Raw genomic sequence first — 26,530 nt, forward strand, 5'->3', positions numbered from 1 at the left:
CTTGGTGTTGTTGACGTTTTTTGAAAGTTGGGAAGAAGGTGTGGGTCAGACCGCTGCGCGGGTGGCCCAGGAGTTGGTGAGGGTGGCGCGGGTCCGCGGCAGCTCGAGCTGCTCGATCACGTCGAGCGAGCCGCGGTGGTCGTTGAAGGTGTAGAGGTGCACGCCCGGCGCCCCGTCGTCGAAGGCCCGGCGGGCCAGGTTCACGGCTGCGTCCACGCCGATGCGGTGGCGTTCGCCCTCCGAGCTTGCGGTTTCCAGGGCGTGGGCCAGGATCGGGTCCGGTGCCACCCCGGTCATCTTGGCCAGGCGGTTCAAACGTGGCAGCGAGTTCAGCGGGATGACCCCGGGGATCACCGGGATGGTGACCCCGGCCCGGCGGGATGACTCCACGAGGTTGGTGTACTCCTCGGGCTGGAAGTACACCTGGGTGATGGCGTAGTTGGCCCCGGAACGTTCCTTGGCCAGCAGCACCTCCACGTCGTGCTCGAAGGACGGGGATTCGGGGTGCTGGATGGGGTAGGCGGCAACGCCCACGCCCAGCCGCCCGCCGGCCAGTGCTGCAGAGTGGTCGGCCTCCACCTCGCGGATCAGTTCGATCAGGTAGCGGGCGAAGGGGAATTCCCCGCGCCATTCCTGCGGGTCGGTGGGCAAATCCCCGCGTAGTGCCAGCACGCCGCGGACCCCGAGGGAGATGAAGTGGCGAATCAGGTTCTGCAGCGATTCGCGGCTCTCCCCCACGCAGGTCAGGTGGGCCAGCGGACGCAGCCGGGTGTTTTGGATGAGGTGCTCGATCAGTTCCAGGGACGCGTTGCGGCGGGCCGGGGACCCCGAGTAGGTCACCGACACGTAGTCGGGATCCGTGGTTTCCAGTGCGGCGATGGTGTTGAAAACACCCTCGGAGGCATCGCGGTTCACCGGCGGGTACAGCTCGTAGGACAGTGACGGCGGTGCTGTTGTCGGTGCAATGCTCATTGAAATTACTCCTCGTCGACACGAGGGAGGCATCAAGGTTCGCCACAAAAGCCCCAGGCACCCGTCAACGGGTTTCCTGCGGCGATGTGAGAGAACGCTGAAAGCGGCTCCATCGCTTCTGGCCTTAGCACCCTCGCCGACGGAAAGTCCCCGCAAAGGGGGAAAATCCATCGGATGATGGTTGCTGCGGCGTCAACGAGCCAGATCTCTCAGCCGCTCTTGATGGTTGATGTATCCATCTTGGGCCAGCCGAAACCACGGATGCAAGGGGTCTGCCGGCCAAGCTGTCACGAACGGTTAAAACACTTCACATGACCGAGCGGCGTCATTTTCGATCGCCACCCGGGGTCACATTGTTACGGGAGGCAATCGGACTGCTTCCCTTGGCCTGCAAGGATTCGGGACTCGGATGTGACGACCAGGAGTTTTCCATGAAGCTTCCGTGACGTCCCGCGGCGCTGCCTGCCGGAACGCTGCCGGGGCCCCGGGCGGCGGCACATGGCCGCGGGCATGCCGCAATTGGGTGCGCGCCAGCCGCCGGCTTCCTCCTGCCGGAGGCGACCGAACCATGGCCGGCGGCGGGAAGCTTGGGGCAATCCCCGACACGGGTGCCCGGCGATTGGGCTGGTGGTTCGGCTTGGCCCGGGCAGCGTCAGGCGGTTTCGTCCGCCAGGAGCTTGCGGATCCGCTCCGCGGTCGGGGTGCCGGGCACCGGCACGTACATCACCAGGTGCAGTTCCGGGGCGTCCGAGGGCACCAGCCGGTGCTGCTCGAAGACCAGCTCACCGGCAACCGGATGCATGAACACGCGCTGCCGGGAGGCAAAGCGCTCCACGCCGCGGTCGGCCCAGAGCTTGGCGAATTGCCCGCTGGCTTCGCCCAGGCGCTTCAGCAGTGTCGTGTGGGCGGCCGATCCGAGGCGGGCGCCGGCCTCGGCACGGAACTCGGCGACAAAGTGCCGCGAGGTTTCTTCCCAGTCGGGCAGCATCTGGCGCAGGTGCGGGTCGGTGAAAATCAGCCAGAGCAGGTTCCGGTCCTCCGGGTCCACCGCGGCTATGCGCGTGTAGAGGCCCGCGTAGGCCCGGTTCCAGCCGGCGATGCCCCAATCGGGGGCGACGGCGAACGCCGGGAAGTCAAAGGCGTCGAGCAGCCGCTGCAGGTGGTCCGGGGCCTGCTCGATGGCCATGACCTCGGCGGAGGGGACGGGCGTGTATCCGCCCATGGCCAGCAGGTACGCCGTTTCGGCCGCGGTCAGGGTGAGCACGCGGGCGATGGATTCGAGCACCTGGCGGGAGGCGTTGATGTCCCGCCCCTGTTCAAGCCAGGTGTACCAGGTGACGCTGACTGCGGCGAAGGCCGCGATCTCCTCCCGGCGCAGTCCCAGCGTGCGGTTGCGCCCGATCGGCGGCAGCCCCAGTTCCGCACGGACGAGGTTGCCGCGCCTGTCCCGCAGGAACTGCCCCAGCTCCCGCCTGCGTTCAACACTCATGACCATAAATCTATCACTGCCACTACTAGTATTAGGAGCGTCTTCCGCCGCGTGGACGGTGCTGGTTGACTTGGATCATGCCTGAATTACGTTCACGAACAGTCACCCACGGCCGCAACATGGTCGGAGCACGCGCGCTGCTCCGAGCCGCCGGCGTCAAGGGCTCCGACTTCGGAAAGCCGATCATCGCCGTTGCGAACAGCTTCACCGAATTCGTCCCCGGACACACCCACCTCCAGCCGGTGGGCCGCATCGTCTCGGACGCCATCATCGAGGCCGGGGGAATCCCGCGCGAGTTCAACACCATCGCCGTGGACGACGGGATCGCCATGGGCCACAGCGGCATGCTCTACTCGCTGCCCTCGCGCGATCTGATCGCCGACTCGGTCGAGTACATGGTCAACGCGCACTGCGCCGATGCACTGATCTGCATCTCCAACTGCGACAAGATCACCCCCGGCATGATGATGGCCGCCATGCGCCTGAACATCCCCACCGTCTTTGTCTCCGGCGGCCCCATGGAAGGCGGCACCGCGATCCTGGTGGACGGCACCGTGCGCAAGCGCCTGAACCTGATCTCCGCCATTGCCGATGCCGTGAACGATGCGGTCTCCGACGAGGACCTGTTGAGCGTCGAGGAAGCAGCCTGCCCCACCTGCGGTTCCTGCTCCGGCATGTTCACCGCGAACTCGATGAACTGCCTCACCGAGGCCCTGGGCCTATCGCTTCCGGGCAACGGCACCACGCTTGCAACGCACACCGCACGCAAGGATCTCTACGAGGATGCCGGCCGCGCAATCGTGGAAATCACCAAGTCCTACTACTTCGACGACGACGCCTCGGTGCTGCCGCGCGCCATCGCCGGCCGTGCCGCGTTCGAGAACGCCATGACCATGGACATTGCCATGGGCGGCTCCTCGAACACCATCTTGCACCTGTTGGCCACGGCCCAGGAAGCGGAGCTGGATTTCACACTCGATGACATCGATGAGATTTCCCGCCGCACCCCGTGCCTGACCAAGGTTGCCCCCAACGGCGACTACCTGGTCGAGGATGTGCACCGCGCCGGCGGCATCCCCGCCATCCTGGGCGAGCTGGATCGCGGCGGCCGACTGCGCCACGACGTCCGCTCCATCCACAGCACGGACCTGCGCTCCTGGCTTGATGACTGGGATATCCGCGGCGGCAAGGCCACCGAGACCGCCATTGAGCTGTTCCATGCGGCCCCGGGCTGCGTGCGTTCGGCCGAGGCGTTCTCCCAGTCCGAGCGCTGGGACACCTTGGATGTGGATGCGGAAAATGGCTGCATCCACTCCATGGAAAATGCACACTCGGTCGAGGGCGGCCTGGCCGTGCTGCGCGGAAACATCTCGCTTGACGGGTGCGTGGTGAAGACCGCCGGCGTGGACGAGTCGATCTTCAAGTTCTCCGGGCCCGCGGTTGTCTTCGAATCCCAGGACGATGCCGTCACCGCGATCCTGAGCAAGGAGATTGTTGCAGGGGACGTCGTCGTGATCCGCTACGAGGGTCCGCGCGGCGGGCCGGGCATGCAGGAAATGCTCTACCCGACCTCGTTCCTCAAGGGCCTGGGCCTGGGCGCCAAGTGCGCGTTGATCACCGACGGGCGCTTCTCCGGCGGCACCTCCGGGCTGTCGATCGGGCACATCTCCCCCGAGGCCGCCGCAGGCGGCGCGATCGCGCTGGTGGAGAACGGGGACACCATCTCCATCGACATCCCGGCGCGCTCCATCACGCTGGAGGTCAGCGAGGACGAGCTGGCACGCCGCCGCGCGAACCTGGAATCCACCATCGGCTACCAGCCGCGTGACCGCGACCGCGTGGTCTCCCCCGCGCTGCGTGCCTATGCCGCCTTTGCGCAGTCGGCCGACAAGGGTGCGGTGCGGTACGTACCGGAGATTTCGGTTCCGCTGCCCGCGCTGGCTTAGCGGGAACCGCATCCACGCGTTGTCCCAGGTTTTCCCAACGGGTGCCCGTCGTTCAACGATGGGCACCCGTTGTTTTCTTCTGCCGGACAATGCCGGAGGCCGGATCGCCTATCTTCGGCACGATGGGCAAAGACATGCAAGACAGTTCCGCTTGAAACGGTGGGCAGTGCCGCAGAGAAGCGCCATTGGCGTTAAGCCGTTCCGGGGATTTGCGCAAGAATTAGCCGGGGAAGAGAAGTCCGCGCCTCGAAGTTCGGCTGATTCATCATCTTAGGCAAGGTTCAACTGTCGTGGTCCTAGCCCGTCGCAAGCCACTTCCACACAGCCTCACGGCCGAACTTCTATACGCCGGGTTGGTCCCCTTGCGACATCCAGTATTCGTTGAGCGCCTGGACGGCTTGCTCCTTAGTCATCTTGGCAACGAGTTCCTCCGCAATGCCCGCAGTGCGGGTTAGCTGCCAAACCAAAGCCAAAGGAAGCGCCATAGAAGGCTCGTGCACGGCCCCACGTGGGGGCAAAACCCCGCCTTCTACGCAAGCCCAAAACTCTTCCTCATCGACCATGAGTTGGTCTTGGAGAATGTGATTCCAAATGGAAGCCGAGTAGGTAGTCCGGTCAACCGGGCGAGAAATCCGAGTCCGCAGGATCCGCCCATCGTCCAGAACCAGCCGGTATGTTGCATGGTGTCGCACCGGTTTCCCGCGGGCATTCATCAGGAGTTCCCACCGTTCAGTCAGACAGAACTTCTCGTGGTCATCCCGTCCACCGAGCCGGCGGGCGCTCATGCCTCAGAACCGGTAAGCCAGGAAATCAATTGTTCATCTGAGGAAAGCCCCACCAACTGAACCAAGGCCCAATTTTCGCGATGGTTAGGCGCGACATGCAAATGGTCTTCCCAATCTTCAGCATATTCTCGCAATGCCTCAACGAAGTCCACCAGAGCATCCTCCAGTTCCGTGGCCTCCGTGGCCAAGGGCTGCCCTTGCATGAAGACCACCCAGGCACCATCCTCGTTCACTACCTGAACGTTAGGAACAACAGTTAGCGCCAGATAGCGGCGAAGACTCTCACCATTTACCACGGCGGCTGGTGTCCGGTCTGGACGGCTGATCATGGACAACCCGCCCCGTTCACTGAAATCCAGAATCGCTTTCAGCGATTCCCTCGCCTGGGTATACCCGTAGGCGTGTGTGCCGACGCTTTCATGTGTTGGGGTGCTCATACGACCCATGATCCTCAAGATCTTCACGTACGTCAAGTACGTCAAGTACGCGGTTTTTATGCGCATCTCCTGCGATCCCGTCTAGAAGCAACCCCGGTTGTCACACACCTCTGTACTTCCGAGACTCATACTCGAAGCTCGGCGGTTGCAGACGAGAACGATGACAAAATCCGCGAAATCGAAGGTATCCGTCGCACAAAACAGCCGCACTGGCGCACGGGATTGTCCGACCGTACCTGTAGCAAATGAAGTCGTTGAACCAAATATTGAGTGTCATCCTTCGGATACGCCGTGAGTCGCCGGTTGCTCGCACCATGTGCCCACTAAGCTGGTGCGCACCATGGAATACAGGAACACGACACACCTCAGCGGCGGACGGGACCGGGCCATCGCCGAGGAATCGCGGCCCGGCGAAGACGAATTCCGTGTCGACATCGAACGCATCCGCTTCTCCCCCTATTTCTCCCGGCTCTCGGCGGTCACCCAGGTGATTCCGCAGGCAGGCACCGGAACCGTGGTGCACAACCGGCTCACCCACTCGCTGAAGGTCTCCGCCGTGGCCCGCTCCATCGCCATCGGGCTGCGCAACGCCGACGAACCCACGCAAAGGCTCGTGGAGACACTCGGCGGCTGCGACCCGGTCGTGGTGCAGGCCGCGGCTGCGGCCCACGACCTGGGCCACCCGCCCTTCGGCCACCTGGGCGAACAGGAACTGGACCGGGCCGCCCGCCAGATCCTCGGGCTGCCCGACGGGTTCGAGGGCAACGCCCAGTCCTTCCGCATCCTCACCGCGCTGGACAGCTGCGACGCTTCCGCACGCGGGCTGAACCTGACCCGGGCCGTGCGGGCCGCGGTGCTGAAGTACCCGTGGACCCGCAACGAGTGGCGCTCGTTGCCTTCCCGTCCCCCGGAACTATTGCCGCGCGGAGTGGGTGCCGGTGGCGGCAGCCCGGCGGCGAAATACTCCGCCTACGACATCGAGGCGGCCGAGATGCGCGATGTGCTCTCGGTCTTCCCGCAGATCGCCGACCACCAGCAGACCCTGGAATGCTCGGTCATGGACATCGCCGACGACATCGCCTACGCGGTGCACGACCTGGACGACTTCTACCGTGCCGGGGTGCTGCAGTACTCGCTGGTGTCCGCGGAGCTGCGGCGCTGGCTCGATTCCGGTTCCGCGCTGTCCGCCGTGCATGCGCGCGATCTCGACCTGCGCATCCCCGGCCACGCGCTGGAGCGCACCTGGCGGAAGGTGTTGGCCAAGGACCCGTGGATCGCCAACGCCGAGGCCTTCCGCGCCTCCGTGGAACGCGTGGGCCACGACCTGGTCGAGGGCCTGCTCGCCCTGCCCTACGACGGCGGCCTTGATGCCGACCGTGCCGTCACCGCCTTCACACGGCGCTGGATCAACCGGCTCCAGGCCTCCATCGCGGTGGAAAAGGACCCGGTGGTCCGCAGCGGGCACGTGCGGCTGGCCGACGAGGCCTGGCACGACGTGGTGGTGCTCAAGTTCGTGCACGAGCGCTTCGTGCTCGAGCGCTCCGACCTGGCGCTGTACCAGCGCGGGCAGACCCGCATCATCAGCTCGCTGGCCGAGGGGCTGGCTGCGTGGCTGGATGACCCGCAGGACGCCGCCCGGGCCCCGCGCCGGCTGCTGGACTCCGTCGAGGCCGCCACCGGCGAGTACCGGCGGCTGCATGCCGAGTCCCCCAGGCTTTTTGCCGAGGCCTCGCGCGGGGAGATCGAGCGGCTGGGCCGGGCCCGGGCCATCGTCGACTACATTGCCTCGTTCACCGACGCGCAGGCTGCCTCCGTCAATGCCCTGCTCACCGGGACCTCCGAGGGCATCTGGGAAGTGGGACGCGGGCTGTAGGCACTATGCCTGCGTCACGGCGAGGCGTCCGGCGATGGTGCGGGCGGCTTCCCCGGCATCCATGGCGGTCGTGTCCACGACGTGGGAGAGCGAACTCAGCCAGGAGCGGTTTTCCAGGTAGCTTTCCACGTGGTCCAGGCGCCATTGGCGCGCACCGGTTTCGATGGTGTCGGTCTCGATCCGCCGCACCAACTCGTCTTTCCGGACATCGAGCAGGACGTGGTGGTGCTCGATGCCGCGGTGCGACAGGCCGTCCAGGATCTCGGTGAGGTAGTTCCTGCGCATCACTGTCATGGGTGCCACCAGCACCCCGCCGTAGTGCTTGAGCATTTGGTCGGCAACCTGCGGGACCAGGGCCCGCCAAGCGGGCCAGTCCTGGAAATCCGGTACCGGTTCGCTGATGTAGTGGCGCAGCATGAACCCGACGATCTCCGGGTCAAAGGTGCGCGCGCCGGGAATGAGTTCCACCAGTTCGTTCGCCGTGGTCGTCTTGCCGGAGCCGAACGCCCCGTTGAGCCAAATGATCTGTGCCATGGGCACGAGTATGCCCCGGAATCTCCAACGCGCTTGTCCGCAAAACGCCGACGGCGGGCAGCGGATGCGGGCCGAGGGCGGGGATCAGGCGTCCCTGGGCCGGCGCGGCGAGGCGAGTGATTCCGCCACGAGTGCCGCGTCGAGGCCCACCCCGAACAGCAGCGCCGACCGGCGCACGCGCATGAAGTGCACGCCGCAGAAGAACAGCCCGGGAACCGGACTCGTTCCTGCCTCGGTGATCGGAAAACCACTCTCGTCGCACACCGGGAAATCGATCCACCCGTAGTCCGGCCGGTAGCCCGCGGTGAAGATGACAACCCCGATGTCGTTGAGGTCCAGGTCCGTCACCGGATCGTAGCGGAACGCGTCCTCGATCGGAGTCCCGGGCACCTCGTACCCCTGCGCCGGCAGTTCGGCGGCCAGCAAGGCCCGCAACTCGGCCCAGCGCGCATCGCCAAAGGCCACCGACGCGCCCAGGTCATCCACGAATGACGCGCGGTGCCCGTCCACGTGCGCCAGGTGCCCCAGCAACACGACGCCAAGCCGTTGCAGCGTGCGGAAATCGAGGTCATGGCCACCGGCCGCGCCGGTGTTCTGCGGGTTCGCCAGCAATCGGGCCCCTGGCGAGGGCAGGGAGGCCAGCGGCAGGTCGAAGAAGCCGGTCCGCGACAGCCAGGTGACTATGTCAATGCCGTCGAGCCACCTGGGCATCCGGGGCGCGCGGCCACAGGACAGGAACACCTCGCGCCCGGCAAGAAAGAGTTCCTCGGCAAGCTGGCAGCCGGTCTGCCCGCTTCCGATCACCAAGACCTTGCCCGGCGGGAGTTCGGCGGGGTTGCGATACTCGAGCGCATCGATCGCCGGCAGCCCGGGCGGCAACATGCCAACCGGTGGCCGGTGCGGCTTGCTGAACGATCCGGTGCACACCACGACGTTGTTCGCGTTGATCGGACCGAGGGAGGTGGCAAGCTCGAAACGCGATTCGGTCCCGGCCAGTAGCGAGTTGACGTTGATGCCTTCCCTCACCGGCACGTGCCATTTCGAGCGGTAGTCCTCCAGGTAGCCAACGATCTGGTCGCGCGGCACGTGGCCCTCGGGGTCAGCTCCGGAGTAAGGGGAACCTGGAAGGTCCATGGTCCAGTTGGGGGTCACCAGCGTGAAGCTGTCCCACCGCTCGCGCCACGACTGCCCGACGCGCGAGCGCTCCAAGACCGCATGACCGATCCCGCGGATCCCGAGTTCACGACTGACCGCAAGTCCCGCCTGCCCGGCTCCGATCACGACCGTATCAATTTTCTCCGGCATCGTTTCCACCCACTCACACCGTGCTTGCTTCAACGCCTGGGCCTTGGGTTCAATCTTGGCACCGCCACGGGTGCACGGCAAGAGCTCAACGGGCATGCCCGGGCCCGGATCCGGGGCCTTGGGCAAACGCCGACGGCGGGCCGCTTGCCTCCCCGGAAAGGGAAAAGCAGGCGACCCGCCGTCATGCGTTGAGTCAGGCGCGAAACTACTTCTTGAGCAGTTCCAGTGCGGTGTTCAGCGTGGCGCTCGGGCGCATGATGTCAGCAACCTTTTCCTCGACCGGGCGGTAGTAGCCGCCCAGGTCGACCGGGGTGCCCTGCACGGCTGCGAGCTCGGCCACGATGGCTTCCTCGTTGCCGCCCAGTGCCTCGGAGACGGCCTTGAAGGCCGCTGCCAGCTCGGTGTCCTTGGTCTGTGCCGAGAGCTCTTCGGCCCAGTACTTGGCCAGGTAGAAGTGGCTGCCGCGGTTGTCGAGCTCGCCGACCTTGCGCTTGGGCGACTTGTTCTCCAGCAGGAAGGTGCCGGTTGCGGCATCCAGGGTGTCCGCCAGGATCTGCGCACGCTTGTTGTCCGAGGTGTTGGCCAGGTGCTCGAAGGAGACGGCCAGGGCCAGGAACTCGCCCAGGGAATCCCAGCGCAGGTGGTTTTCGCTCACCAGCTGCGAGACGTGCTTCGGGGCCGAGCCACCGGCACCGGTCTCGAAGAGCCCGCCACCGGCGATCAGCGGCACGATGGAAAGCATCTTGGCGCTGGTGCCCAGTTCGAGGATCGGGAACAGGTCGGTGAGGTAGTCGCGCAGCACGTTGCCGGAGACCGAGATGGTGTCCTCGCCGCGGCGGATGCGCTCGATGGTGTACTGGGTTGCGGCCTCGGGCGAGAGGATCTCGATGACCAGGCCCTCGGTGTCGTGGTCGCCCAGGTACTCATTGACCTTGGAGATCAGCACGGCGTCGTGCGCGCGGGTCTCGTCGAGCCAGAATACGGCCGGGGTGGCCGAGGCGCGGGCGCGGTTGACGGCCAGCTTGACCCAGTCGCGCACCGGCACGTCCTTGGTCTGGCAGGCGCGCCAGATGTCGCCCGGGAAGACCTGGTGCTCAATGAGCACGCCGCCGGTGGCGTCCAGGACCTGGACGTGGCCGGCTGCCTTGATCTCGAAGGTCTTGTCGTGGGAGCCGTATTCCTCGGCTGCCTGGGCCATCAACCCGACGTTCGGGACGGTGCCCATGGTGGTCGGGTCGTAGGCGCCGTTGGCACGGCAGTCGTCGATGACGACCTGGTAGATGCCCGAGTAGGAGGAGTCCGGCAGCACGGCCAGGGTGTCGCGCTCCTTGCCCTCGGCGTCCCACATGTGGCCCGAGGAACGGATCATGGCAGGCATGGAGGCATCGACGATGACGTCCGAGGGGACGTGCAGGTTGGTGATGCCCTTGTCGGAATCGACCATGGCGATGGCCGGGCCGTCTTCGAAGCCCTTGGCGATCAGTGCCTCGACGCCTGCGCGGACGTCGTCGGAGAGCTCGTCGAGCCCGCCGAGGATTGCTGCCAGGCCGTTGTTTGCGTTCAGGCCGGCTGCCTCAAGCTGCTCGCCGTAGGTCTCGAAGAGCTCGGAGAAGAAGGCCTTGACGACGTGTCCGAAGATGATCGGGTCCGAGACCTTCATCATGGTGGCCTTCAGGTGTGCGGAGAAGAGCACGTCCTCGGCCTTGGCGCGGGCGATGGCTGCCTTGAGGAAGGCGTTCAGCGAGGCCGCGTGCAGCACGGTGCCGTCGATGATTTCGTCCTTCAGGACCGGCAGGGACTTCTTCAGGACCTTGACTTCACCGTCTTCGCCGACGAATCGGATGGACAGGGTCTGGTCCTTGGCGATGACAACGGACTTCTCGTTGGCACGGAAGTCGTCTTCGGCCATGGTGGCGACGTTGGTCTTGGAGTCCGCGGTCCAGGCGCCCATGGAGTGCGGGTTCTTGCGGGCGTAGTTCTTCACGCTCAACGGTGCGCGGCGGTCCGAGTTGCCTTCGCGCAGGACCGGGTTCACTGCGGAGCCCTTGATCTTGTCGTAGCGGGCGCGGATGTCGGTTTCCTCGTCCGAGGACGGGTTGTCCGGGTAGTCCGGCAGGGCGTAGCCGGCGGCCTGCAGTTCCGCGATGGCGGCCTTGAGCTGCGGGATGGAGGCGGAGATGTTCGGCAGCTTGATGATGTTTGCATCCGGGCTCTTGGCCAGGGCACCAAGCTCTGCCAGGGCGTCGGGGATCTGCTGCTCGGCGGTGAGGTAGTCGCCGAAGGTCGAAATGATGCGTCCAGCCAGCGAGATGTCTCGGGTCTCGATCTCTACACCCGCGGTCGAGGCATATGCTTCGACAATCGGCAGGAACGAGTGGGTTGCCAACATCGGTGCTTCATCGGTGTGGGTATAAATAATCTTGGCCATAGGTGAGGCGTCTCCCTGAACGGTCTTATCGGATATGTGTGGTCCGAACTGATCTCAACGTCCCCAACTTACCCGATCTTCCGCCCGTAAACACTTTTTGTGGCAGGGATCCCGTTGCCCCGAGGCCCCTTTTCGCCGCGAATTGGCGGGGCAATCGTCGCCTCCGCGCCCGGCCGGCGTTAAGTTAACCCTTCGTAACTGAACAATGCGTTCGGCCCCCGCTCAGCCGGCCGGCTGGAAGAGTTGCCCCAGTTCCCGCGCGGCCTCGTCGAAGTGGTCCATCGGGTTCGAGGTGATTCCCGCCAACTCGTCACGGGCAAAGGACTGCCAGGCCACGCGCCACACTGCCGTGGCCACCTCGGCGAGAAGCATCGCCCGGGTCGGCGGAAGCTGGTCGAGTTCGATGAGGGAAGCGCCCAGCGCCTCGACCAGGTCTCGTTCCTGCCGGGCCACGAAGCGCATCAGCTCCGGTTCCTTGACCAACAGGCGCGTGATCCTCCGGAAGACACCGCTCGCGACTTCAAAGGCAAAGTTTTCCCGGAAGGTTTCCACCAGGTCGGCCAGGATCCCGGCGGCGTCCACCCCGGCTGGCTTGACCTCCGTCATCGAGGCGACCAGCCCGGTCTGGGCCGGCATCAGCGCGTCTTCCTTGGAGGCGTAGTAGCGGAAGACGGTGCGCTCGGAAATCCCCACGCGGGAGGCGATGTGGCTAATGGTCGTGGCGGCCAGCCCCTGCGCTTCGACCAGGTCCAGGGCTGCATCCCGGATGTCGCGGAACATCTGCGCGCGGTGTCTTTCACGGATTCCCACGTTTGGCTCTTTCCTGCTGGCTGGAGGTTTCCCCGTCGCCGGGGCAGGGAACCACCAGTCTATATTTTCGGTCACACTTCGTTCCGCTTCGCTTACGAAAACATGTCACACTGTGACACTATTTGGTGTTCCAGTTCCCACCGAAGAGGTTTTCCCATGCCCAGCCCCCTGTCCGAGACGATCCCTGCGCCGGCCGTCCAACCCCGGCCGGAACCGCCCGCCCTGCCAACGAGGCAGCTCACCGGCATCATCGGGGCCCTGGCCCTGGCCGCGTTCCTGATGATCCTGAACGAAACGGTGCTCAGCGTCGCACTGCCGGCCATCATGGCTGACCTGTCCGTCTCCGCGGCCGCCGGGCAGTGGTTGACCACCGGGTTCCTGCTGACCATGTCGGTGGTCATCCCGACCACCGGCTTCCTGCTGCAGCGTTTCAGCACGCGGGCCCTGTTCATCTTTGCCCTGTCCAGCTTCATCGTCGGCACGGCCATCGCCATCGTTGCCCCGAGCTTCGCGGTGCTGCTGGTGGCCCGCATCATCCAGGCGGTGGGCACCGCCATCGTGCTGCCGCTGCTGATGACCACCACGCTGCAGCTGGTTCCCGTGCACAAGCGCGGAGCCGTCATGGGACTGAACTCGATCGTGATCTCCGTGGGCCCGGCCGTGGGCCCCACGGTTTCCGGCGCCATCGTCAACTCCTTCAGCTGGCATTACATCTTCATCCTCATGGCCCCGCTGGCCGTGGTCATCCTGGTGCTGGGCATCGTTTTCATCAAGCTCCCGTCAACGGCCCGCAAGCTCCCGGTCGATGCCCTCTCCGTCGTGCTCTCCGCCATCGCCTTCGGCCTGCTGGTTTACGGCATCTCCACCCTTGAGCATGCCGCCGAGAACCCGGTGCTGGCCATCGCCTGCTTCGTCGTCGGCCTGGTGTCCCTGGCCCTGTTCATCACCCGCCAGCTCCGCCTCACCCGCGACGGCAGGGAACTGCTGAACCTGACCCCGTTCAAGTCCCGTACCTTCACCTTCTCGGTTCTGCTGATCATGATCGCCTTCGGCACGCTGCTGGGCACCATCGTGATGCTGCCGATCATCCTCGAATCCGGCGCGGGCATCGGCACGCTGGCCATCGGGATGATGTTGCTGCCCGGCGGTCTGGCCCAGGCCGTTGTCGCACCGATCTTCGGACGCATCCACGACCGATTCGGTCCCCGCCCGGTCGTGATTCCGGGTGCGGCAATGCTGGCACTTGGCCAGTGGCTCTACGTGAGCGTGGATTCGGACACCGCACTGTGGGTGTTCATGCTCAACCACATCATCTTCTCCATCGGCCTGGCCCTGCTGATGACCGGACTGATGACCTCGGCCATGGCCAGCCTCGAGCCCCGCCTGTACGGCCATGGCTCGGCCATCTTCAACACCGGCCAGCAGCTCGGCGGCGCCATCGGCACCACCGTCTTCATCACCGTCATGTCACTGCTTTCCACGGCAAGGCTTGAAGCGGGGTCCGACCTGGCCCACGCACTGTTCTCCGGAGCCCACGTGGCCTTCATCGTTGGTGCCGTCCTGGCGACCATCGGCCTGGCCATTTCGTTCTTCGTCACGGTCGACAAGCGGCGCTGAGGGAACGGTCCCTGACGCGAACGAAGCCAACTTCGCCCGGGGAACCGTGTACAGGACAGCTCATTGCTGCTTGTGGGTCATTGCCCTGGGGTGTGAATTCGGAGTCGTGGCAAATGCGTTGGCATGGCCTGTTTGCGCCTCCGGGAGCAAACCAGAACCATGACTGAAACTTCCAGCTCCATGGGCGTTGCCGAGCCACGTGCCGGCCTCTCCGACGCCATGAGCCGGGCCGCCTTTGGCCATGAACGCATCGTCATCACCCATCGCGGCAAAATCGCAGCCGTTCTCATCGGACCGGAGGACCAGGAAAGCCTGGAACAGCTGGATGACCGGCAGGACCTTGTTGCCCTTCGCCAAGCCCGCGAGGAGGACGACGGTGAAAGGATCGGCCTGGACGAAGTCCTGGCCGCGAATGGCATGACCCGTTGAGTCGCTTCACCGTAAGCTTCACCCCTGTTGCCCTCAAAGAGCCAAGCAAGCTCGACAAACCGCTCCGACAACGCCTCCTGAACACGATCGCTTGACTGGAGGAGAAGCCGAGGCCCGATGGCACACTTCGCGCCAAGCGGCAACGACGGTCAAAAATCAAAAAAGCTGCCGCCGGCATTCCCCGCGAGGGGAAACGCCGGCGGCAGCCTTGTCACTGGCTGGCCAGTGGAGCTTTTCCTAGTGGAAGAAGTGGCGTGCACCGGTGAAGTACATGGTGATGCCTGCCGCGTTGGCAGCGGCAATGACTTCCTCGTCGCGAACCGAGCCGCCGGGCTGGACCACGGCGCGCACACCGGCATCCAGCAGGATCTGCAGGCCGTCGGCGAACGGGAAGAACGCGTCCGAGGCGGCAACCGCGCCGCGGGCGCGCTGCTCGGAGACGGCATCGCCGGTTCCCGAGGCGCCGCCTGCGGCGTCCACCTTGGACTCGATGACCACACCCAGGGTGTTGGCGCGCTCCACGGCAAGCTTGCAGGAATCCACGCGGTTGACCTGGCCCATGCCGATGCCCACGGCTGCGCCGTTGTTGGCCAGCAGGATGGCGTTGGACTTCGCGGCACGCACCGCGGTCCAGGCGAAGGCCAAATCGGCCATGGTCTTCTCGTCGGCTGCCGCGCCGGCTGCCAGGGTCCAGTTCGCCGGGTTGTCGCCGTCGGCGTCGACCTTGTCGCTGAGCTGGACCAGCACGCCGCCGGAGACCTGGCGGATTTCGGCCGGGTAGCGGCCGTAGCCCTCGGGCAGGGCCAGCAGGCGGATGTTCTTCTTCGCCGAGAGGATGGCCACGGCTTCGGCCTCGAAGGCCGGGGCGATGACCACCTCGGTGAAGATGTCCTTGACGGCATTGGCCATGGCCACGGTCACGGTGCGGTTCGCGGCAATGACGCCACCGAAGGCCGAGAGCGGGTCGGTGGCGTGGGCCTTGGCGTGTGCGTCGGCGATCGGGTCCACGGCATCCGGGGAAGCCACTGCGACGCCGCACGGGTTGGCGTGCTTGATCACCGCGACGGCCGGGACGTCGAAGTCGAAGGCTGCGCGCAGCGCGGCGTCGGCGTCGACGTAGTTGTTGTAGCTCATGGCCTTGCCGTGCAGCTGGTCGGCCTGGGCGATGCCGGCCGGGGCGGCCTTGTCCACGTAGAGGGCCGCCTGCTGGTGCGGGTTTTCGCCGTAGCGCAGGACCTCGGAGCGTTCCAGGGCCAGGCCCGAGTACGCGGGCCAGTCAATGACCCCGTCGCCGTCCTCGTCCAGGAACTGGGCCGCGGTCCAGGAAGCAACCGCCGTGTCGTAGGCGGCGGTGTGTGCGAAGGCCTTGGCGGCCAGGCGCTGGCGGGACTTCAAATCGAAGCCGCCGGAGGCTGCCGCGGCGATGACCTCGGTGTAGGAGGCCGGGTCAACCACGATGGACACCGCGGCGTGGTTCTTGGCCGCCGAGCGGACCATGGCCGGTCCGCCGATGTCGATCTGCTCGACCACGGCGTCGTTCGCGGCGCCGGAACGCACGGTCTCGACGAACGGGTAGAGGTTCACCACGACGAGGTCGAAGGCCTCGATCTTCATGTCGGCCAGGGTCTGCATGTGGGCCGGGACGCGGCGGTCGGCCAGGATGCCGCCGTGCACGCGCGGGTGCAGGGTCTTGACGCGGCCGTCAAGCATCTCCGGGGAACCGGTGACTTCCTCGACCTCGGTGACCGGGATGCCCGCGGCGGCAATGCGCTTGGCGGTGGAACCGGTGGAGACCAGGGCGACGCCTGCTGCGTGCAGGCCCGCAGCCAGTTCCTCCAGTCCGCTCTTGTCGTAGACGGAAATCAGGGCCCGGCGAATCGGGACGAGATCAAGGACGGTCTGGCTCACAAAAGTCTCCCAGGGTGCGGAATTGAGGGGGGTGCACTGCCCATCTTATCCCGCACCGTTGGGAGCGACCTTTTCCGTGTGGTGCGGGAGTTACTTGACCAATTCCCCCGCGGGCGTTGCCACGTACCAAACGTCCTTGAGTCCCTGGCCCTTGACATCCCCGGGTTTGGTGTCCTGGGCGAAGTAGTACAGCGGCATGCCATTGAGCGTGAGCTGCTTGGCGCCGTCGGGGCTGGTGATGGTTCCAACCTTGCCGGTCACCCCTTCCACCGTCGGGGTGGCGTTGGTGGTGGTGGCGATCGGCCAGGCATCGAGGCAGTCAGCGGTGCAGGCACTGGTGGTGGTGTCCTTGGCGTCCTTGGTGAAGAAGTACAGCGTCATGCCCTTGGAATCGACAACGATGTTTCCCAAGGAGGTCGATGCGGTCTTCAGGTCCGTCGCTGCAGCAGCGGGGCTCGAGGCCGGGGCACTGGATGTCGGTGCCGCGTATCCGTCTCCACCTGCGGCGGAGGTGGCGGCGGGGCTTTGCGCCGGGGTGGTGCTGTTGCCGCAGCCGGCCAGCAGCAGGGCAGCACCCAGGAGCACCGCGGCGGTGGAAGCGAATTTCGGGTGGTTCTTCCGGATCATGATGCAATTCCTAACACTTTGGGGGCGAAACGTGGGCCCCGGTGGTCTTCGGGGCCAGGGATCCCCCGGGGCACCAAACCGGTGCATCCGGGAAACCTCTCACCGGCTAAGACGCACCAAAGCGCAAGAGGGTTCATGGTGTTGCAGACTTTTCTGCGCATACTTGGAGGGTGCTTGAACCTTTTGCCGTCCCGATGCGTCTGAATGGGTGAACCCATGTTCCCGAGAAGACCCAATGGAGCCCATGTGCCGCTAGATGCGCAAGTGGTGTCGGATATCTACCGCGACCACGGAGATGCCCTGCGCCGCTTCGTGTTGCGTGTGGCCGCCGACCGCGACGAGGCCGACGACGTGGTGCAGGAAACCGTCCTCAAGGTGTGGAAGGCTGCGCCTGAGTTGACCGGTTCGCTGCGCAGCTACCTGTTTGCCACGGCCCGCAACGTGATCATCGACCGGCACCGCCGGGCCGCGGCACGGATTTCGGCCACCGGACTCGGCGAGCAGGACCCGGAATCCGCCGGGGCATTCGCGGGCATGGAAGCCGTCCTGGACAAGATCCTCATGGAAGAGGCCCTGATGCGTTTGACCCTTGAGCACCGGCAGGTGGTGGTCCACCTGCACTACCTGGGTTCCACGGTGGCACAGACGGCCACCAGCTTGGGGATCCCCCAGGGAACGGTGAAATCACGGGCATACTATGCGATGCGGTCCCTGCGCGGGATCCTGGCGGAAATGGGGGTCGAGCAGTGAACGAACATATGGACTTGGGCGCCTACGTGCTGGGCGGACTGGATTCCGAGGCGGCCCGGAACTTCGAGGCGCACCTCGAATCGTGCGCCCAATGCCGCAGGGAGCTTGCCTCTTACTCCCCGGTGACGATGCGCCTGGGTGCGTTGGACCCGCAGGCCGCCCGGGCGATGCTTGAGGCCGAACCGGCGGCGCCGGTGGCCGCACCCGGGATGGAGCTGCTGGACCGGCTGCGGGCCAGGCGCCGGACGCGCCGGGCCGTGTGGGGCTCCGCGGCGGCGGTTGCGGTTGCCGCGTCCGTTGCCTCGGGCGTGTTCCTGGCACCGGTGCTGAATCCCGCCCCGGCACCCGATGCCAGCTACCAGGTCGTCTCGGCCGCCGGGCCGCGAGTGGATGTGGGATTGAATGCCAAGGCATGGGGCACCGAGCTGCAGTTCAGCGGCACCGACCTGCCCACCAACGGGACCCTGTCGTTGTGGGTCATCGATAGTTCCGGCCAGGTCGACCGGGCAGGATCCTGGAGTGCGACCACGACGGGTACGGCCCGCCTGAGCGGGGCCGTACCCACGCAAATGGGGCACATCTCGGCGATCCAGCTGCGCGACGTGGATTCAAGGATCCTCGCGCAGCTCAACCTTTCGGACGGGTCCGCGCAACTGCCTAGCTAAAGTGCCAGTTCCGGGAAATGCTTGGCCAGCTGCGCCTCGGTGAGGCACCTGCGCAGCAGGGCATCGCCGTGGTCGTCATCCGAGAGGTAGACGACAACGTCCTTGTTGCGTCCCTTGGCCAGGGTGTTGCGCAACGACTCGGTGACGCGGATGAGCATCTCATAGTACAGGCGGTTGGTCTTTTCCCACCCGTGGTCCTTGGCGACGTTGGTCAGCGCCTGGCTCCACAGCTCGGTGGCCGACTCGTCGAAGAGCTCGATGGGGCTCCACTGCCAATCGGCGGGGTTCCACTTGGACGAGTAGTAGCCCTGCTCGGCGCCGGAGGTCAGCGCGTCGAATTCCTTCAGGACCGCGTCGATGTCTTCATCGTCGTCGTCCTCGTCGGTGGCTTCGCCCTCGTCCTCGTCGTCATCGTCCGAGTTGCTGTTGTTGACGTCGCGATTCAGGTCCCTGTCGGACCCGTCATCGTCGGCGTCGGCACGTTCCTCGAAGTCCTCTTCCTCGTCCTCGTCCTCGAAGTCCTCTTCGTCGTTTTCCTCGTCGTCACCGGCGAGGGAGCGGGTCAGGGCTTGTTCGGAGTTCAGGGCCAGCACGGGCAAATCGATGTGGTCGGTTTCGTCCGCGCTCACCCCGTCAAGGGCAACGGCATAGAACATTTCGTCCGGGTGACGGTCAATTATTTCTTCCGCCTGGCGAAGAGCCGACACCCGTATCGCCTCTTCGAGAGCGGTCCAATCTACTCCCATAACCAGAGCCTACCCCGGGTTGCCCCGCACCGGAACAGCCCCGGCACATGGGCCTTCACCGGATGAGCCGGGGCCGGAATGATGCGGATCGACGCAACACGAAGCCACAAAAAGTCAAGGCCTATTCTGTGTATTTCCGTTGCACCGCGTAGCGTTGTTCACGGCAGGCACGGTAGGACTTCCTCCATGCTGCAGCATTTGCCACCATGTTGTCCTGGCTGTACCCCGTCCCGCGTCGGTCCGCACCTTTCCAAAGGCCAATCCCTGATGAACAATTTCCTGAAGCTTCCCACCGGCGAATCGGTCGTCCAGAACCTTCCGTGGAAGTGGGGTGTGCAGGGAAGGATCTTCATCATTGGCGGGCTGGGATTCATGTTCGACGCCTGGGACGTTACGCTCAACGGCGCATTGATCCCCCTGGTTGCCGCCGAATGGGGACTGGACCGGACCACCGCCGCCCTGCTGGGCACCGGCAACCTGGTGGGCATGGCCCTTGGCGCGTTCCTCTGGGGAACCATTGCCGACAAGATCGGGCGCAAGAAGGCCTTCACCTGGACACTGCTGATCTTCTCGATCTTCACAGTTGCCGGGGCCCTGGCCCCGGGCTTCGGATGGTTTGTGGCCTGCCGCTTCATTGCCGGGGTGGGCCTGGGCGGCTGCATCCCGGTGGACTACGCGCTGGTCGGCGAGTTCACCCCGGCCAGGCAACGCGGGAGGGTGCTCACCGCGATGGATGGCTGGTGGCCGGTTGGTGCCGCGCTGTCATTCTTTGTTTCGGGCTGGGTCCAGGCGACCACGGGAAACTGGCGGCTGATCCTGGTGGTCATGGTGCTGCCGGCGCTACTGGTGTTCTGGGTGCGGCGCAGCGTCCCGGAATCCCCGCTCTACCTGGTCCGCAAGGGCCAGCGCGACGCGGCGGCCAAGGTCATCGACGACCTGGTGGCCCGCACCGGAGCCACCGCGGCGCCCTACACGCTGCCCGAGCCCCAGTCCGTGCCGCGCCTGTCCGCGGGGTCCTGGCTGGAGCAGCTGGTGAAGATCTGGCGCTTCAGCCCGCGGATCACCATGGTTTCCTGGTCGTTGTTCCTGACCATCCTGCTGGTCTACTACCTGGCTTTGACGTGGATGCCGTCCATCCTGGCCGACACCGGCATGGTCCAGTCCACGGCGTTCTTCATGACCTCGGTGATGGCGCTAATGGGGTTGATCGGCGTCGGCATCGCCGCGCTGCTGGTCGAGCGGGTCGGGCGCAAGTGGCTGCTGGGCATCACCGGGCCGCTGTCCGCGATCATCCTGGTGATGGTCGCGGTGACCATCAATGCGCCCACCCTGGCGCTGATCTGGCTGCTGGTCTTCGGCGTGGTCGTGCAGATCGCCGTGCCGGTGCTCTACACCTACGTCTCCGAGCTGTACCCCACCGAGCTGCGCGGATCCGGCTTTGGCTGGGCATCCTCGTTCAGCCGGCTGGGCGCCGGGTTCGGGCCGCTGGCCTTTGCCGCGCTGTGGCCCGTGGTGGGCCTGGGCAACCTGTTCCTGGTGGCCGGGGCCATGGTGCTGGCCGCTGTCATCCTGATGGCGTTCTTCGCCCCCGAGACCAAGGGCCGCGCCCTGCAATAGGCCCGGCCGGGTCCCTCCGCCAAACAACTGCGGCCTCCGGCCTGAGCTGCCTTGCAACCCGGTGCAGTACGACGAAAACGACGACTTGTCCTGAGCTACATCGCGTGCAACACTGGAAGTGCCCACCATTGCGATGGATTGGGAAGAAGGCCCTTGAACCCCAGCCGGACGACTGGATCTAGGGTCTTTCGTCTTTAATTGAATCTTCAGTAGTTGAGTTGTAGACCACGAAGTCCTTGAGAGCGTCATAATATTCGCTAATCCCCTTGTGATTAGCGTTGATTGCACCCAGGAATATATCGGGAATCCAAAGAAGTGGCTCATCTCCACCTCGGCGATGAGTGATATCGAATTCTGGCGCGACAAATTTCTTCTGTCGAAGTGTCAGAAGATGAGCCACATCTTTCTTGCCTTGGTTCTCCATGCGTGATTCACATGTCACCTGATGAATTCCCATCCCAGAAAGTGCGTAGTAGATGGTTTCCAAGCACTTGCGACGGAAATGCTCAGTCTTCCTGCGAGGCTGGCTCATGTGGGTGACTACTGCTGTCATGGGTGTAAGCTCCGCAACCGCGGAAACGATCTTCCGTCGTCGTGCTTCATCCTCATCAGTCCAATGAAGTTTTTTCTGGCCCTTGAGCTTAAGGGGAAGCAGTTGCTCCCTCACTTCGTCAGCAGATTCAAGGGGAATGATGGCAGCGCAAACGAGGTACTCTTGGCGGTCCTCCGAACGGATGGCCGAGGATTCGTCTAGGAATGCTGAGTAGTCCGGTTGCATGGGATTCCAAAATTACCCCACTACGCGCTCTTCCCAGAAACAGGGGCCTCATCATGCCAAACGTACGTTCGCAAATAAGTAATCCATCATGACCGACGGTCAGCACGCCTGAGCCAGACATAAGGAAACCCGTGTGCGCCGTGGGCAATGTACTGCTCGCAGTACCCTCCGGCCCCCGTTGACGGGGGCCGGAGTGCACTGTTGCTTACGTCCTTGGCTAGGCCGTGGTGGCGGGCATGGGACTGTGGTCGGAAATGAACTTCGTCCCTTCCACCGGGTCGAGAACCAGGAAGCGGATCTCGATCAGTCCCATGTCTCCCAGGGCATGGCGCAGCATCTCCTGGTAGACGGGCTGGTGCATGCCCAGGCCGCCGCCGATGATGACCGGCCCTTGGGTTTCCAGCAGTGCGGAGAGGTCCGAGAGCATTTGGCACACATGCTCGACCGCCTCCCCAACGATCACGGCGCTGTCCGGGTCCCCGGTTGCGAGGGCCTCGAAGACCAGCGGGGACTGCTGGGCCCAGTAGCGGCGGTCGGTGTCGCCGTGGAAGAGCGCAATCAGCTCGTCCGGGGAGGAAACCCTGTTGGCCGCGAGCACGCGCCTGCCCAGCTCGCCCGGGGCCAGTCCCCGGTTGAATTCGCGCAGCGTGTGGCGCACCGCCTCGCGGCCCATCCAGTAGCCGCTGGCCTCGTCCCCCAGCAGGTAGCCCCAGCCACCGGCCCGGCCTTCCTTGCCTTCGGCGTTGACGCCCCAGGCCGCCGAACCGGTGCCCAGGATGACAGCCATGCCGGTGGAGGCGTGGCCGGCGGCCAGGACCAGCCGGGTGTCGTGGACCACGAGGATCTCGGCATCCGGGGCGTGGACGGCGATCAGGGAACGCAGGAACCCGGCGTCCGCCTCGGTGTCGATGCCGCCGGCACCGGCCACGACCCGGTCGATGTGCCCGGCGCCGAGCGCGGCGAACACCTCGGCAATGTTGGCCTTGGCTGTCTCGACACTGACGTTCTGCACGTTGGCGCTTCCGCTCTTGGCTTCGGCGAGCCGTGTCCCACCGCTCCAGGCCATGGCGTGCGTCTTGGTTCCGCCGATGTCCAGGCCCACCAGGGCCAGCGGTTTCTGCCGGGAGCTACTCATGAATGTTCCTTCTCGTGGGTGACGCCAGTGCATCGCCGGGGTGGTGGTCCTTGCCCATTTTCCCCCGGCTGCCTGGTGCCCGGGCCGTTCACGGACAGGCTGAACGGCGGCATGTCCGCGGCTCCCGGCCAGACACGGTCGGTTCGGCGGGCCTTGCGGCAACGACCGTCGCTTGCGGGTGAAAGCCCTGATTCATGATGGCATCGTATCCGCCATTGCCTGTCCTTGCCCGTCCGCCACGGTGGACGGCTGCCGTCCCCTTGCGGGACATCGCTGCCCGGGCACCACGTGTTTCCCTCCGGGACACGCCCACCTGGCGGTCCGGCACCCGAAACCCCGGGGAGCCGTCTCCCGCGTTCCCGCCCCCGGGCGGGGGCACGTTCGGCACGGCCTCCCGTTGACCTGGACCGGACCTTCCGGGACGGTGGAGGTCTTCTCGGATACGCTGACAAGACAGGTCAACGACGAAATCCTTGCAGAGCACCCCCCGCCCGGCCCCTTGGACACCATCCTTCGGGCCGCGGCCCCGCGAAAGGCATTCTTCATGCATGACGACATCCCCCTGACCCTCGGACGTGTTGGGCGGGTCCTTGGGGAACGCATCCGCCCTGCCATCCACCCCGTTGCCCTCCCGCTGGAGGTTCAATGGCACGAACTTCCCGGCGAGCCCATCGCGCCGGCCGAAGCCATGGGCCTGGACTACACCGATTATTCGGTCGGCACCGCCTGGGGCGCGGCGTGGGGAACGACCTGGTTCCACCTGCGCGGCACCGTCCCGGCCGCATGGGCCGGCAAGCGCGTCGAGGCCCTGGTTGATTTGGGCTTTGACAAGAACATGACCGGCTTCCAATGCGAAGGCCTGGTCCACCGGGCCGACGGCAGCACCGTAAAGGCCATCAACCCGCGCAACCAGTGGATCCCCGTTGCCGACGCCGCCGAGGGCGACGAGACGGTGGACTACTTCATCGAGGCCGCCGCCAACCCGGTGCTGCTGGACTACCACCCGTTCCTTCCGACCCGGGAAGGCGATATCCAGACCTCGTCCTCGCGCAGGCTTTACACCACCGCACGCATGGACCTGGCGATCTTCGAACCCGAGGTCCACGAGCTCTCCCTGGACCTGGAGGTGCTGCTCGAGCTGCAGGCCGAGCTGCCCGCGGGCCCGCGCCGCATGCGCATCCTGCAGGCCATGGACAACGCCCTTGACGTGCTGGACCTGCAGCGCATCACCGAAACCGCGCCCGCGGCCCGCGCCGAACTGGCCGGGGTGCTGGCCGCGCGCGCCGACGAATCCGCGCACCGCATCTCCGCCGTGGGCCATTCCCACATCGACTCGGCCTGGCTGTGGCCGGTGCGCGAGACCATCCGCAAGGTCGCCCGGACCTCGTCCTCCATGGTGGAAATGCTCGATGACGATGAGGATTTCCTCTACGGCATGTCCAGCGCCCAGCAATACGCCTGGCTCAAGGAGCACCGTCCCGAGGTCTACGTCCGGGTCAAGAAGGCCGTGGCCTCCGGCCGCTTCCTGCCGCTGGGCGGCATGTGGGTCGAGTCCGACACCGTGATGCCTTCGGGCGAATCCATGGTCCGCCAGTTTTATTACGGCCAGCGCTTCTTCCGCGAGGAATTCGGGATCACCTGCGCCGGGGTCTGGCTGCCGGACTCCTTTGGGTACTCCCCCGCGCTGCCGCAGCTGATGAAACGGGCCGGCTTCGAATGGTTCTTCACCCAGAAGATCTCCTGGAACCAGCAGAACGTATTCCCGCACCACACCTTCAACTGGGAGGGGATCGACGGCTCGCGCGTCTTCAGCCACTTCCCCTCGATGGACACCTACAACTCGCAGCTCTCCGGCGAAGAGGTCGCCCGTGCCTCGCGCCAGTTCCGCGAGTCCCGCCACGCCACCGGCTCCATCGCACCGGTGGGCTGGGGAGATGGCGGCGGCGGCACCACCCGCGAGATGACCGGCAAGGCACGCCGCCTGGCCGACCTCGAAGGCAGCGCCAAGGTGAAGTGGGAACACCCCGACGAGTTCTTCAGGCGCGCCAAGACCGAGCTGGAGAACCCGCCGGTGTGGGTGGGCGAGCTCTACCTGGAACTGCACCGCGCCACGCTGACTTCCCAGCACCGGACCAAGCAGGGCAACCGCCGCACCGAGCAGCTGCTGGTGGAGGCCGAACTCTGGTGCGCCACCGCCGCCGTGTACTCAGGCTTCGAGTACCCGCACGAGGAAATCGACGCGCTGTGGAAGCAGGTGCTGCTGCACCAGTTCCACGACATCCTGCCGGGCACCTCGATCGCCTGGGTGCACCGCGAGGTCGTTGCCGAATACGCACGGGTCGCCACGGCTGCCGAGGCCATCATCGCCGCCGCGCAGGCGGCACTGGTCGACGCGGGCGAGACCCCGATCGCGCTGAATGCGGCCCCGTTCAACCGCTCGGGCATCCGCACCGGCGCCGGCGTGTCGGTGGCCGAGCTGGCCGCGGTCACCGACACCGTGAGCGCCACCGAGTCGGAGGAGGGCTTCGTGCTCTCCAATGGCTTGGTCACCATCGTGATTTCCCGCGGGGGCCTGATCACCTCGGCGATCGAGAACGCCACGGGCCGCGAAACCATCGCGGTGGGCGCCGAGGCCAACCTGCTGCAACTGCACCAGGACTTCCCGAACAAGTGGGATGCCTGGGACGTTGACAGGTACTACCGCAACCAGGTCACCGACCTGCGCGAACTCGAGGCGATCGCCCTGTCCACCGATGCGGACGGCACCGCCCGCGTCATCATCGAACGCAGTTTCTCCGCGTCGACCCTGCGCCAGGAACTGACGCTTTCCCCTGGCTCGCGGGTGCTGCAGATCGAGCAGGTCACCGACTGGCACGAGACCGAGAAATTCCTGAAGGTCTCCTTCCCGCTGGATATCCGCGCCGAGCACGTGATCGCCGAGACCCAGTTCGGCCACCACAAGCGCGTCACCCACGTGAACACCAGCTGGGAGGCGGCAAAGTTCGAAACCTCGATGCACCGCTTCGTCCTGGCCGAGGAGCCGGGCTTCGGTGCCGCGTTGGTCAATGACTCCATCTACGGTTTCGATGTCACCCGCGATTCCACCGATTCCGGCGTGATGACCAACGTGCGCCTGTCGCTGCTGCGTGCCCCGCGCTTCCCGGATCCGGAGACCGACCAGGGCATCCAGACGCACCGCTACGGCCTGGTCATCGGCGCCGACATCGCCTCGGCCACCGAGGCCGGCGCCCTGCTGAACTCCGCGGAGCGCACCCTCACCGGCGCCCACGGGTTCGACCCGCTGGTCACCGTCGAGGGTGCGGGCATCGTGCTCTCGAGCGTAAAGCTGGCAGGCGACAAGTCCGGCGACCTGGTCGTGCGCGTCTACGAGTCGCTGGGCCGCCGTGCCACGGGCACCGTGAACATCCACCACCCGGTGGCAAGCGCCTCGGCCATCACGCTGCTGGAGGATGACATCGAGGGTGACGGCGGCATTGCCGAACACACCAACGGGACGGTAAAGATTTCCTTGACGGCCTTCGAGGTGCGAACCTTGCGCTTCAGCCTCAGTCGCTAGCATTGGATTCATCGTTTTGGCTCAGGTCCCGAAGGGCGATGGCCGGTGGGGTCAGGACCAGCAGTGACGACGTGGACAAGTGGATGCGTTCCATCAACGCGA

The 26,530-nt window shown here is 65.4% G+C and carries 20 protein-coding genes and 1 riboswitch; of the genes, 8 read left to right on the forward strand and 12 right to left on the reverse strand.

Annotated elements, in window-relative coordinates; genetic code table 11:
• Nucleotides 1-45 precede the first annotated feature (45 nt).
• Nucleotides 46-972 carry a methylenetetrahydrofolate reductase gene (locus JOF46_RS20005; protein ID WP_209910579.1) on the reverse strand — a complete coding sequence of 309 codons (927 nt, stop codon included), beginning with the start codon at nucleotides 970-972 and terminating at the stop codon, nucleotides 46-48.
• Nucleotides 973-1,078: 106 nt separating this feature from the next.
• Nucleotides 1,079-1,201, reverse strand: a riboswitch (SAM riboswitch).
• Nucleotides 1,202-1,624: 423 nt separating this feature from the next.
• On the reverse strand, nucleotides 1,625-2,461 hold the full coding sequence (locus JOF46_RS20010; protein ID WP_209910581.1) for a helix-turn-helix transcriptional regulator: 837 nt from the start codon (nucleotides 2,459-2,461) through the stop codon (nucleotides 1,625-1,627).
• A 77-nt stretch (nucleotides 2,462-2,538) separates the two neighbouring features.
• Here JOF46_RS20010 and ilvD point away from each other — a divergent pair, with 77 nt between their 5' ends.
• Nucleotides 2,539-4,407 (forward strand): dihydroxy-acid dehydratase, encoded by a 1,869-nt coding sequence (gene ilvD, locus JOF46_RS20015; protein WP_209910584.1) that lies wholly within the window; start codon nucleotides 2,539-2,541, stop codon nucleotides 4,405-4,407.
• A 781-nt stretch (nucleotides 4,408-5,188) separates the two neighbouring features.
• On the opposite strand, the gene JOF46_RS20020 is transcribed toward ilvD, so the two are convergent.
• On the reverse strand, nucleotides 5,189-5,629 hold the full coding sequence (locus tag JOF46_RS20020) for a hypothetical protein (RefSeq protein WP_209910587.1): 441 nt from the start codon (nucleotides 5,627-5,629) through the stop codon (nucleotides 5,189-5,191).
• A 340-nt stretch (nucleotides 5,630-5,969) separates the two neighbouring features.
• On the opposite strand from JOF46_RS20020, the gene JOF46_RS20025 reads away from it, so the two are divergent.
• Nucleotides 5,970-7,502: a deoxyguanosinetriphosphate triphosphohydrolase family protein gene (locus JOF46_RS20025; RefSeq protein WP_209910589.1), complete on the forward strand. Its 1,533-nt coding sequence runs from the start codon at nucleotides 5,970-5,972 to the stop codon at nucleotides 7,500-7,502.
• A 3-nt stretch (nucleotides 7,503-7,505) separates the two neighbouring features.
• Here the strand turns inward: JOF46_RS20025 and JOF46_RS20030 are convergent, their stop codons facing one another.
• The 4 genes from JOF46_RS20030 to JOF46_RS20045 all read right to left on the reverse strand — a co-directional run bounded on the left by JOF46_RS20030 (nucleotide 7,506) and on the right by JOF46_RS20045 (nucleotide 12,579).
• The gene (locus tag JOF46_RS20030) at nucleotides 7,506-8,036 is read right to left on the reverse strand and encodes an AAA family ATPase (protein WP_209910591.1); all 531 of its coding nucleotides are present in this window, start codon (nucleotides 8,034-8,036) and stop codon (nucleotides 7,506-7,508) included.
• A gap of 84 nt (nucleotides 8,037-8,120) precedes the next feature.
• Nucleotides 8,121-9,341 carry an NAD(P)-binding domain-containing protein gene (locus tag JOF46_RS20035; protein WP_209910594.1) on the reverse strand — a complete coding sequence of 407 codons (1,221 nt, stop codon included), beginning with the start codon at nucleotides 9,339-9,341 and terminating at the stop codon, nucleotides 8,121-8,123.
• Nucleotides 9,342-9,546: 205 nt separating this feature from the next.
• Nucleotides 9,547-11,769 carry an NADP-dependent isocitrate dehydrogenase gene (locus JOF46_RS20040; protein ID WP_209910597.1) on the reverse strand — a complete coding sequence of 741 codons (2,223 nt, stop codon included), beginning with the start codon at nucleotides 11,767-11,769 and terminating at the stop codon, nucleotides 9,547-9,549.
• Nucleotides 11,770-11,991: 222 nt separating this feature from the next.
• On the reverse strand, nucleotides 11,992-12,579 hold the full coding sequence (locus JOF46_RS20045) for a TetR/AcrR family transcriptional regulator (protein ID WP_209910599.1): 588 nt from the start codon (nucleotides 12,577-12,579) through the stop codon (nucleotides 11,992-11,994).
• Between the two features lie 156 nt (nucleotides 12,580-12,735).
• On the opposite strand from JOF46_RS20045, the gene JOF46_RS20050 reads away from it, so the two are divergent.
• Nucleotides 12,736-14,196, forward strand: a complete 1,461-nt coding sequence (locus tag JOF46_RS20050; protein WP_245348209.1) for an MDR family MFS transporter — start codon at nucleotides 12,736-12,738, stop codon at nucleotides 14,194-14,196.
• Nucleotides 14,197-14,355: 159 nt separating this feature from the next.
• Nucleotides 14,356-14,625 (forward strand): type II toxin-antitoxin system Phd/YefM family antitoxin, encoded by a 270-nt coding sequence (locus tag JOF46_RS20055; protein ID WP_209910602.1) that lies wholly within the window; start codon nucleotides 14,356-14,358, stop codon nucleotides 14,623-14,625.
• 237 nt (nucleotides 14,626-14,862) lie between these two features.
• Here JOF46_RS20055 and purH read toward each other — a convergent pair whose 3' ends face one another.
• On the reverse strand, nucleotides 14,863-16,533 hold the full coding sequence (gene purH / locus JOF46_RS20060; RefSeq protein ID WP_209910604.1) for a bifunctional phosphoribosylaminoimidazolecarboxamide formyltransferase/IMP cyclohydrolase: 1,671 nt from the start codon (nucleotides 16,531-16,533) through the stop codon (nucleotides 14,863-14,865).
• Between the two features lie 90 nt (nucleotides 16,534-16,623).
• Complete coding sequence (locus tag JOF46_RS20065; protein WP_209910607.1) at nucleotides 16,624-17,160, reverse strand: COG4315 family predicted lipoprotein; 537 nt, start codon at nucleotides 17,158-17,160, stop codon at nucleotides 16,624-16,626.
• 246 nt (nucleotides 17,161-17,406) lie between these two features.
• On the opposite strand from JOF46_RS20065, the gene JOF46_RS20070 reads away from it, so the two are divergent.
• Both JOF46_RS20070 and JOF46_RS20075 read left to right on the forward strand, forming a co-directional pair.
• Nucleotides 17,407-17,910, forward strand: a complete 504-nt coding sequence (locus JOF46_RS20070; RefSeq protein ID WP_209910611.1) for a sigma-70 family RNA polymerase sigma factor — start codon at nucleotides 17,407-17,409, stop codon at nucleotides 17,908-17,910.
• A complete protein-coding gene (locus JOF46_RS20075; RefSeq protein WP_209910613.1) occupies nucleotides 17,907-18,575 on the forward strand; it encodes a zf-HC2 domain-containing protein in 669 nt (222 codons plus the stop codon). Before JOF46_RS20070 ends, JOF46_RS20075 begins: the two co-directional genes overlap by 4 nt.
• On the opposite strand, the gene JOF46_RS20080 is transcribed toward JOF46_RS20075, so the two are convergent.
• Complete coding sequence (locus JOF46_RS20080) at nucleotides 18,572-19,204, reverse strand: hypothetical protein (protein ID WP_483428553.1); 633 nt, start codon at nucleotides 19,202-19,204, stop codon at nucleotides 18,572-18,574. The genes JOF46_RS20075 and JOF46_RS20080 overlap by 4 nt on opposite strands.
• Before the next feature lie 384 nt (nucleotides 19,205-19,588).
• Here JOF46_RS20080 and JOF46_RS20085 point away from each other — a divergent pair, with 384 nt between their 5' ends.
• Nucleotides 19,589-20,938 (forward strand): MFS transporter, encoded by a 1,350-nt coding sequence (locus tag JOF46_RS20085; RefSeq protein ID WP_209910619.1) that lies wholly within the window; start codon nucleotides 19,589-19,591, stop codon nucleotides 20,936-20,938.
• 178 nt (nucleotides 20,939-21,116) lie between these two features.
• On the opposite strand, the gene JOF46_RS20090 is transcribed toward JOF46_RS20085, so the two are convergent.
• Nucleotides 21,117-21,716 carry a hypothetical protein gene (locus JOF46_RS20090; protein ID WP_209910623.1) on the reverse strand — a complete coding sequence of 200 codons (600 nt, stop codon included), beginning with the start codon at nucleotides 21,714-21,716 and terminating at the stop codon, nucleotides 21,117-21,119.
• A gap of 217 nt (nucleotides 21,717-21,933) precedes the next feature.
• Complete coding sequence (locus tag JOF46_RS20095; RefSeq protein WP_209910626.1) at nucleotides 21,934-22,851, reverse strand: N-acetylglucosamine kinase; 918 nt, start codon at nucleotides 22,849-22,851, stop codon at nucleotides 21,934-21,936.
• Between the two features lie 544 nt (nucleotides 22,852-23,395).
• On the opposite strand from JOF46_RS20095, the gene JOF46_RS20100 reads away from it, so the two are divergent.
• Nucleotides 23,396-26,428, forward strand: a complete 3,033-nt coding sequence (locus tag JOF46_RS20100; protein WP_209910629.1) for an alpha-mannosidase — start codon at nucleotides 23,396-23,398, stop codon at nucleotides 26,426-26,428.
• Nucleotides 26,429-26,530 lie beyond the last annotated feature (102 nt).

This window comes from Paeniglutamicibacter psychrophenolicus, assembly GCF_017876575.1.
Taxonomy (GTDB): Bacteria; Actinomycetota; Actinomycetes; order Actinomycetales; family Micrococcaceae; genus Paeniglutamicibacter; species Paeniglutamicibacter psychrophenolicus.

Excerpts from the sequence above, each read along its gene's own strand:
- JOF46_RS20005 (WP_209910579.1), bottom strand. The coding sequence starts at position 972 with ATGAGCATTGCACCGACAACAGCACCGCCGTCACTGTCCTACGAGCTG.
- JOF46_RS20010 (WP_209910581.1), bottom strand. The coding sequence starts at position 2,461 with ATGAGTGTTGAACGCAGGCGGGAGCTGGGGCAGTTCCTGCGGGACAGG.
- ilvD (WP_209910584.1), top strand. The coding sequence starts at position 2,539 with ATGCCTGAATTACGTTCACGAACAGTCACCCACGGCCGCAACATGGTC.
- JOF46_RS20020 (WP_209910587.1), bottom strand. The coding sequence starts at position 5,629 with ATGAGCACCCCAACACATGAAAGCGTCGGCACACACGCCTACGGGTAT.
- JOF46_RS20025 (WP_209910589.1), top strand. The coding sequence starts at position 5,970 with ATGGAATACAGGAACACGACACACCTCAGCGGCGGACGGGACCGGGCC.
- JOF46_RS20030 (WP_209910591.1), bottom strand. The coding sequence starts at position 8,036 with ATGGCACAGATCATTTGGCTCAACGGGGCGTTCGGCTCCGGCAAGACG.
- JOF46_RS20035 (WP_209910594.1), bottom strand. The coding sequence starts at position 9,341 with ATGCCGGAGAAAATTGATACGGTCGTGATCGGAGCCGGGCAGGCGGGA.
- JOF46_RS20040 (WP_209910597.1), bottom strand. The coding sequence starts at position 11,769 with ATGGCCAAGATTATTTATACCCACACCGATGAAGCACCGATGTTGGCA.
- JOF46_RS20050 (WP_245348209.1), top strand. The coding sequence starts at position 12,736 with ATGCCCAGCCCCCTGTCCGAGACGATCCCTGCGCCGGCCGTCCAACCC.
- JOF46_RS20055 (WP_209910602.1), top strand. The coding sequence starts at position 14,356 with ATGACTGAAACTTCCAGCTCCATGGGCGTTGCCGAGCCACGTGCCGGC.
- JOF46_RS20065 (WP_209910607.1), bottom strand. The coding sequence starts at position 17,160 with ATGATCCGGAAGAACCACCCGAAATTCGCTTCCACCGCCGCGGTGCTC.
- JOF46_RS20085 (WP_209910619.1), top strand. The coding sequence starts at position 19,589 with ATGAACAATTTCCTGAAGCTTCCCACCGGCGAATCGGTCGTCCAGAAC.
- JOF46_RS20090 (WP_209910623.1), bottom strand. The coding sequence starts at position 21,716 with ATGCAACCGGACTACTCAGCATTCCTAGACGAATCCTCGGCCATCCGT.
- JOF46_RS20095 (WP_209910626.1), bottom strand. The coding sequence starts at position 22,851 with ATGAGTAGCTCCCGGCAGAAACCGCTGGCCCTGGTGGGCCTGGACATC.
- JOF46_RS20100 (WP_209910629.1), top strand. The coding sequence starts at position 23,396 with ATGCATGACGACATCCCCCTGACCCTCGGACGTGTTGGGCGGGTCCTT.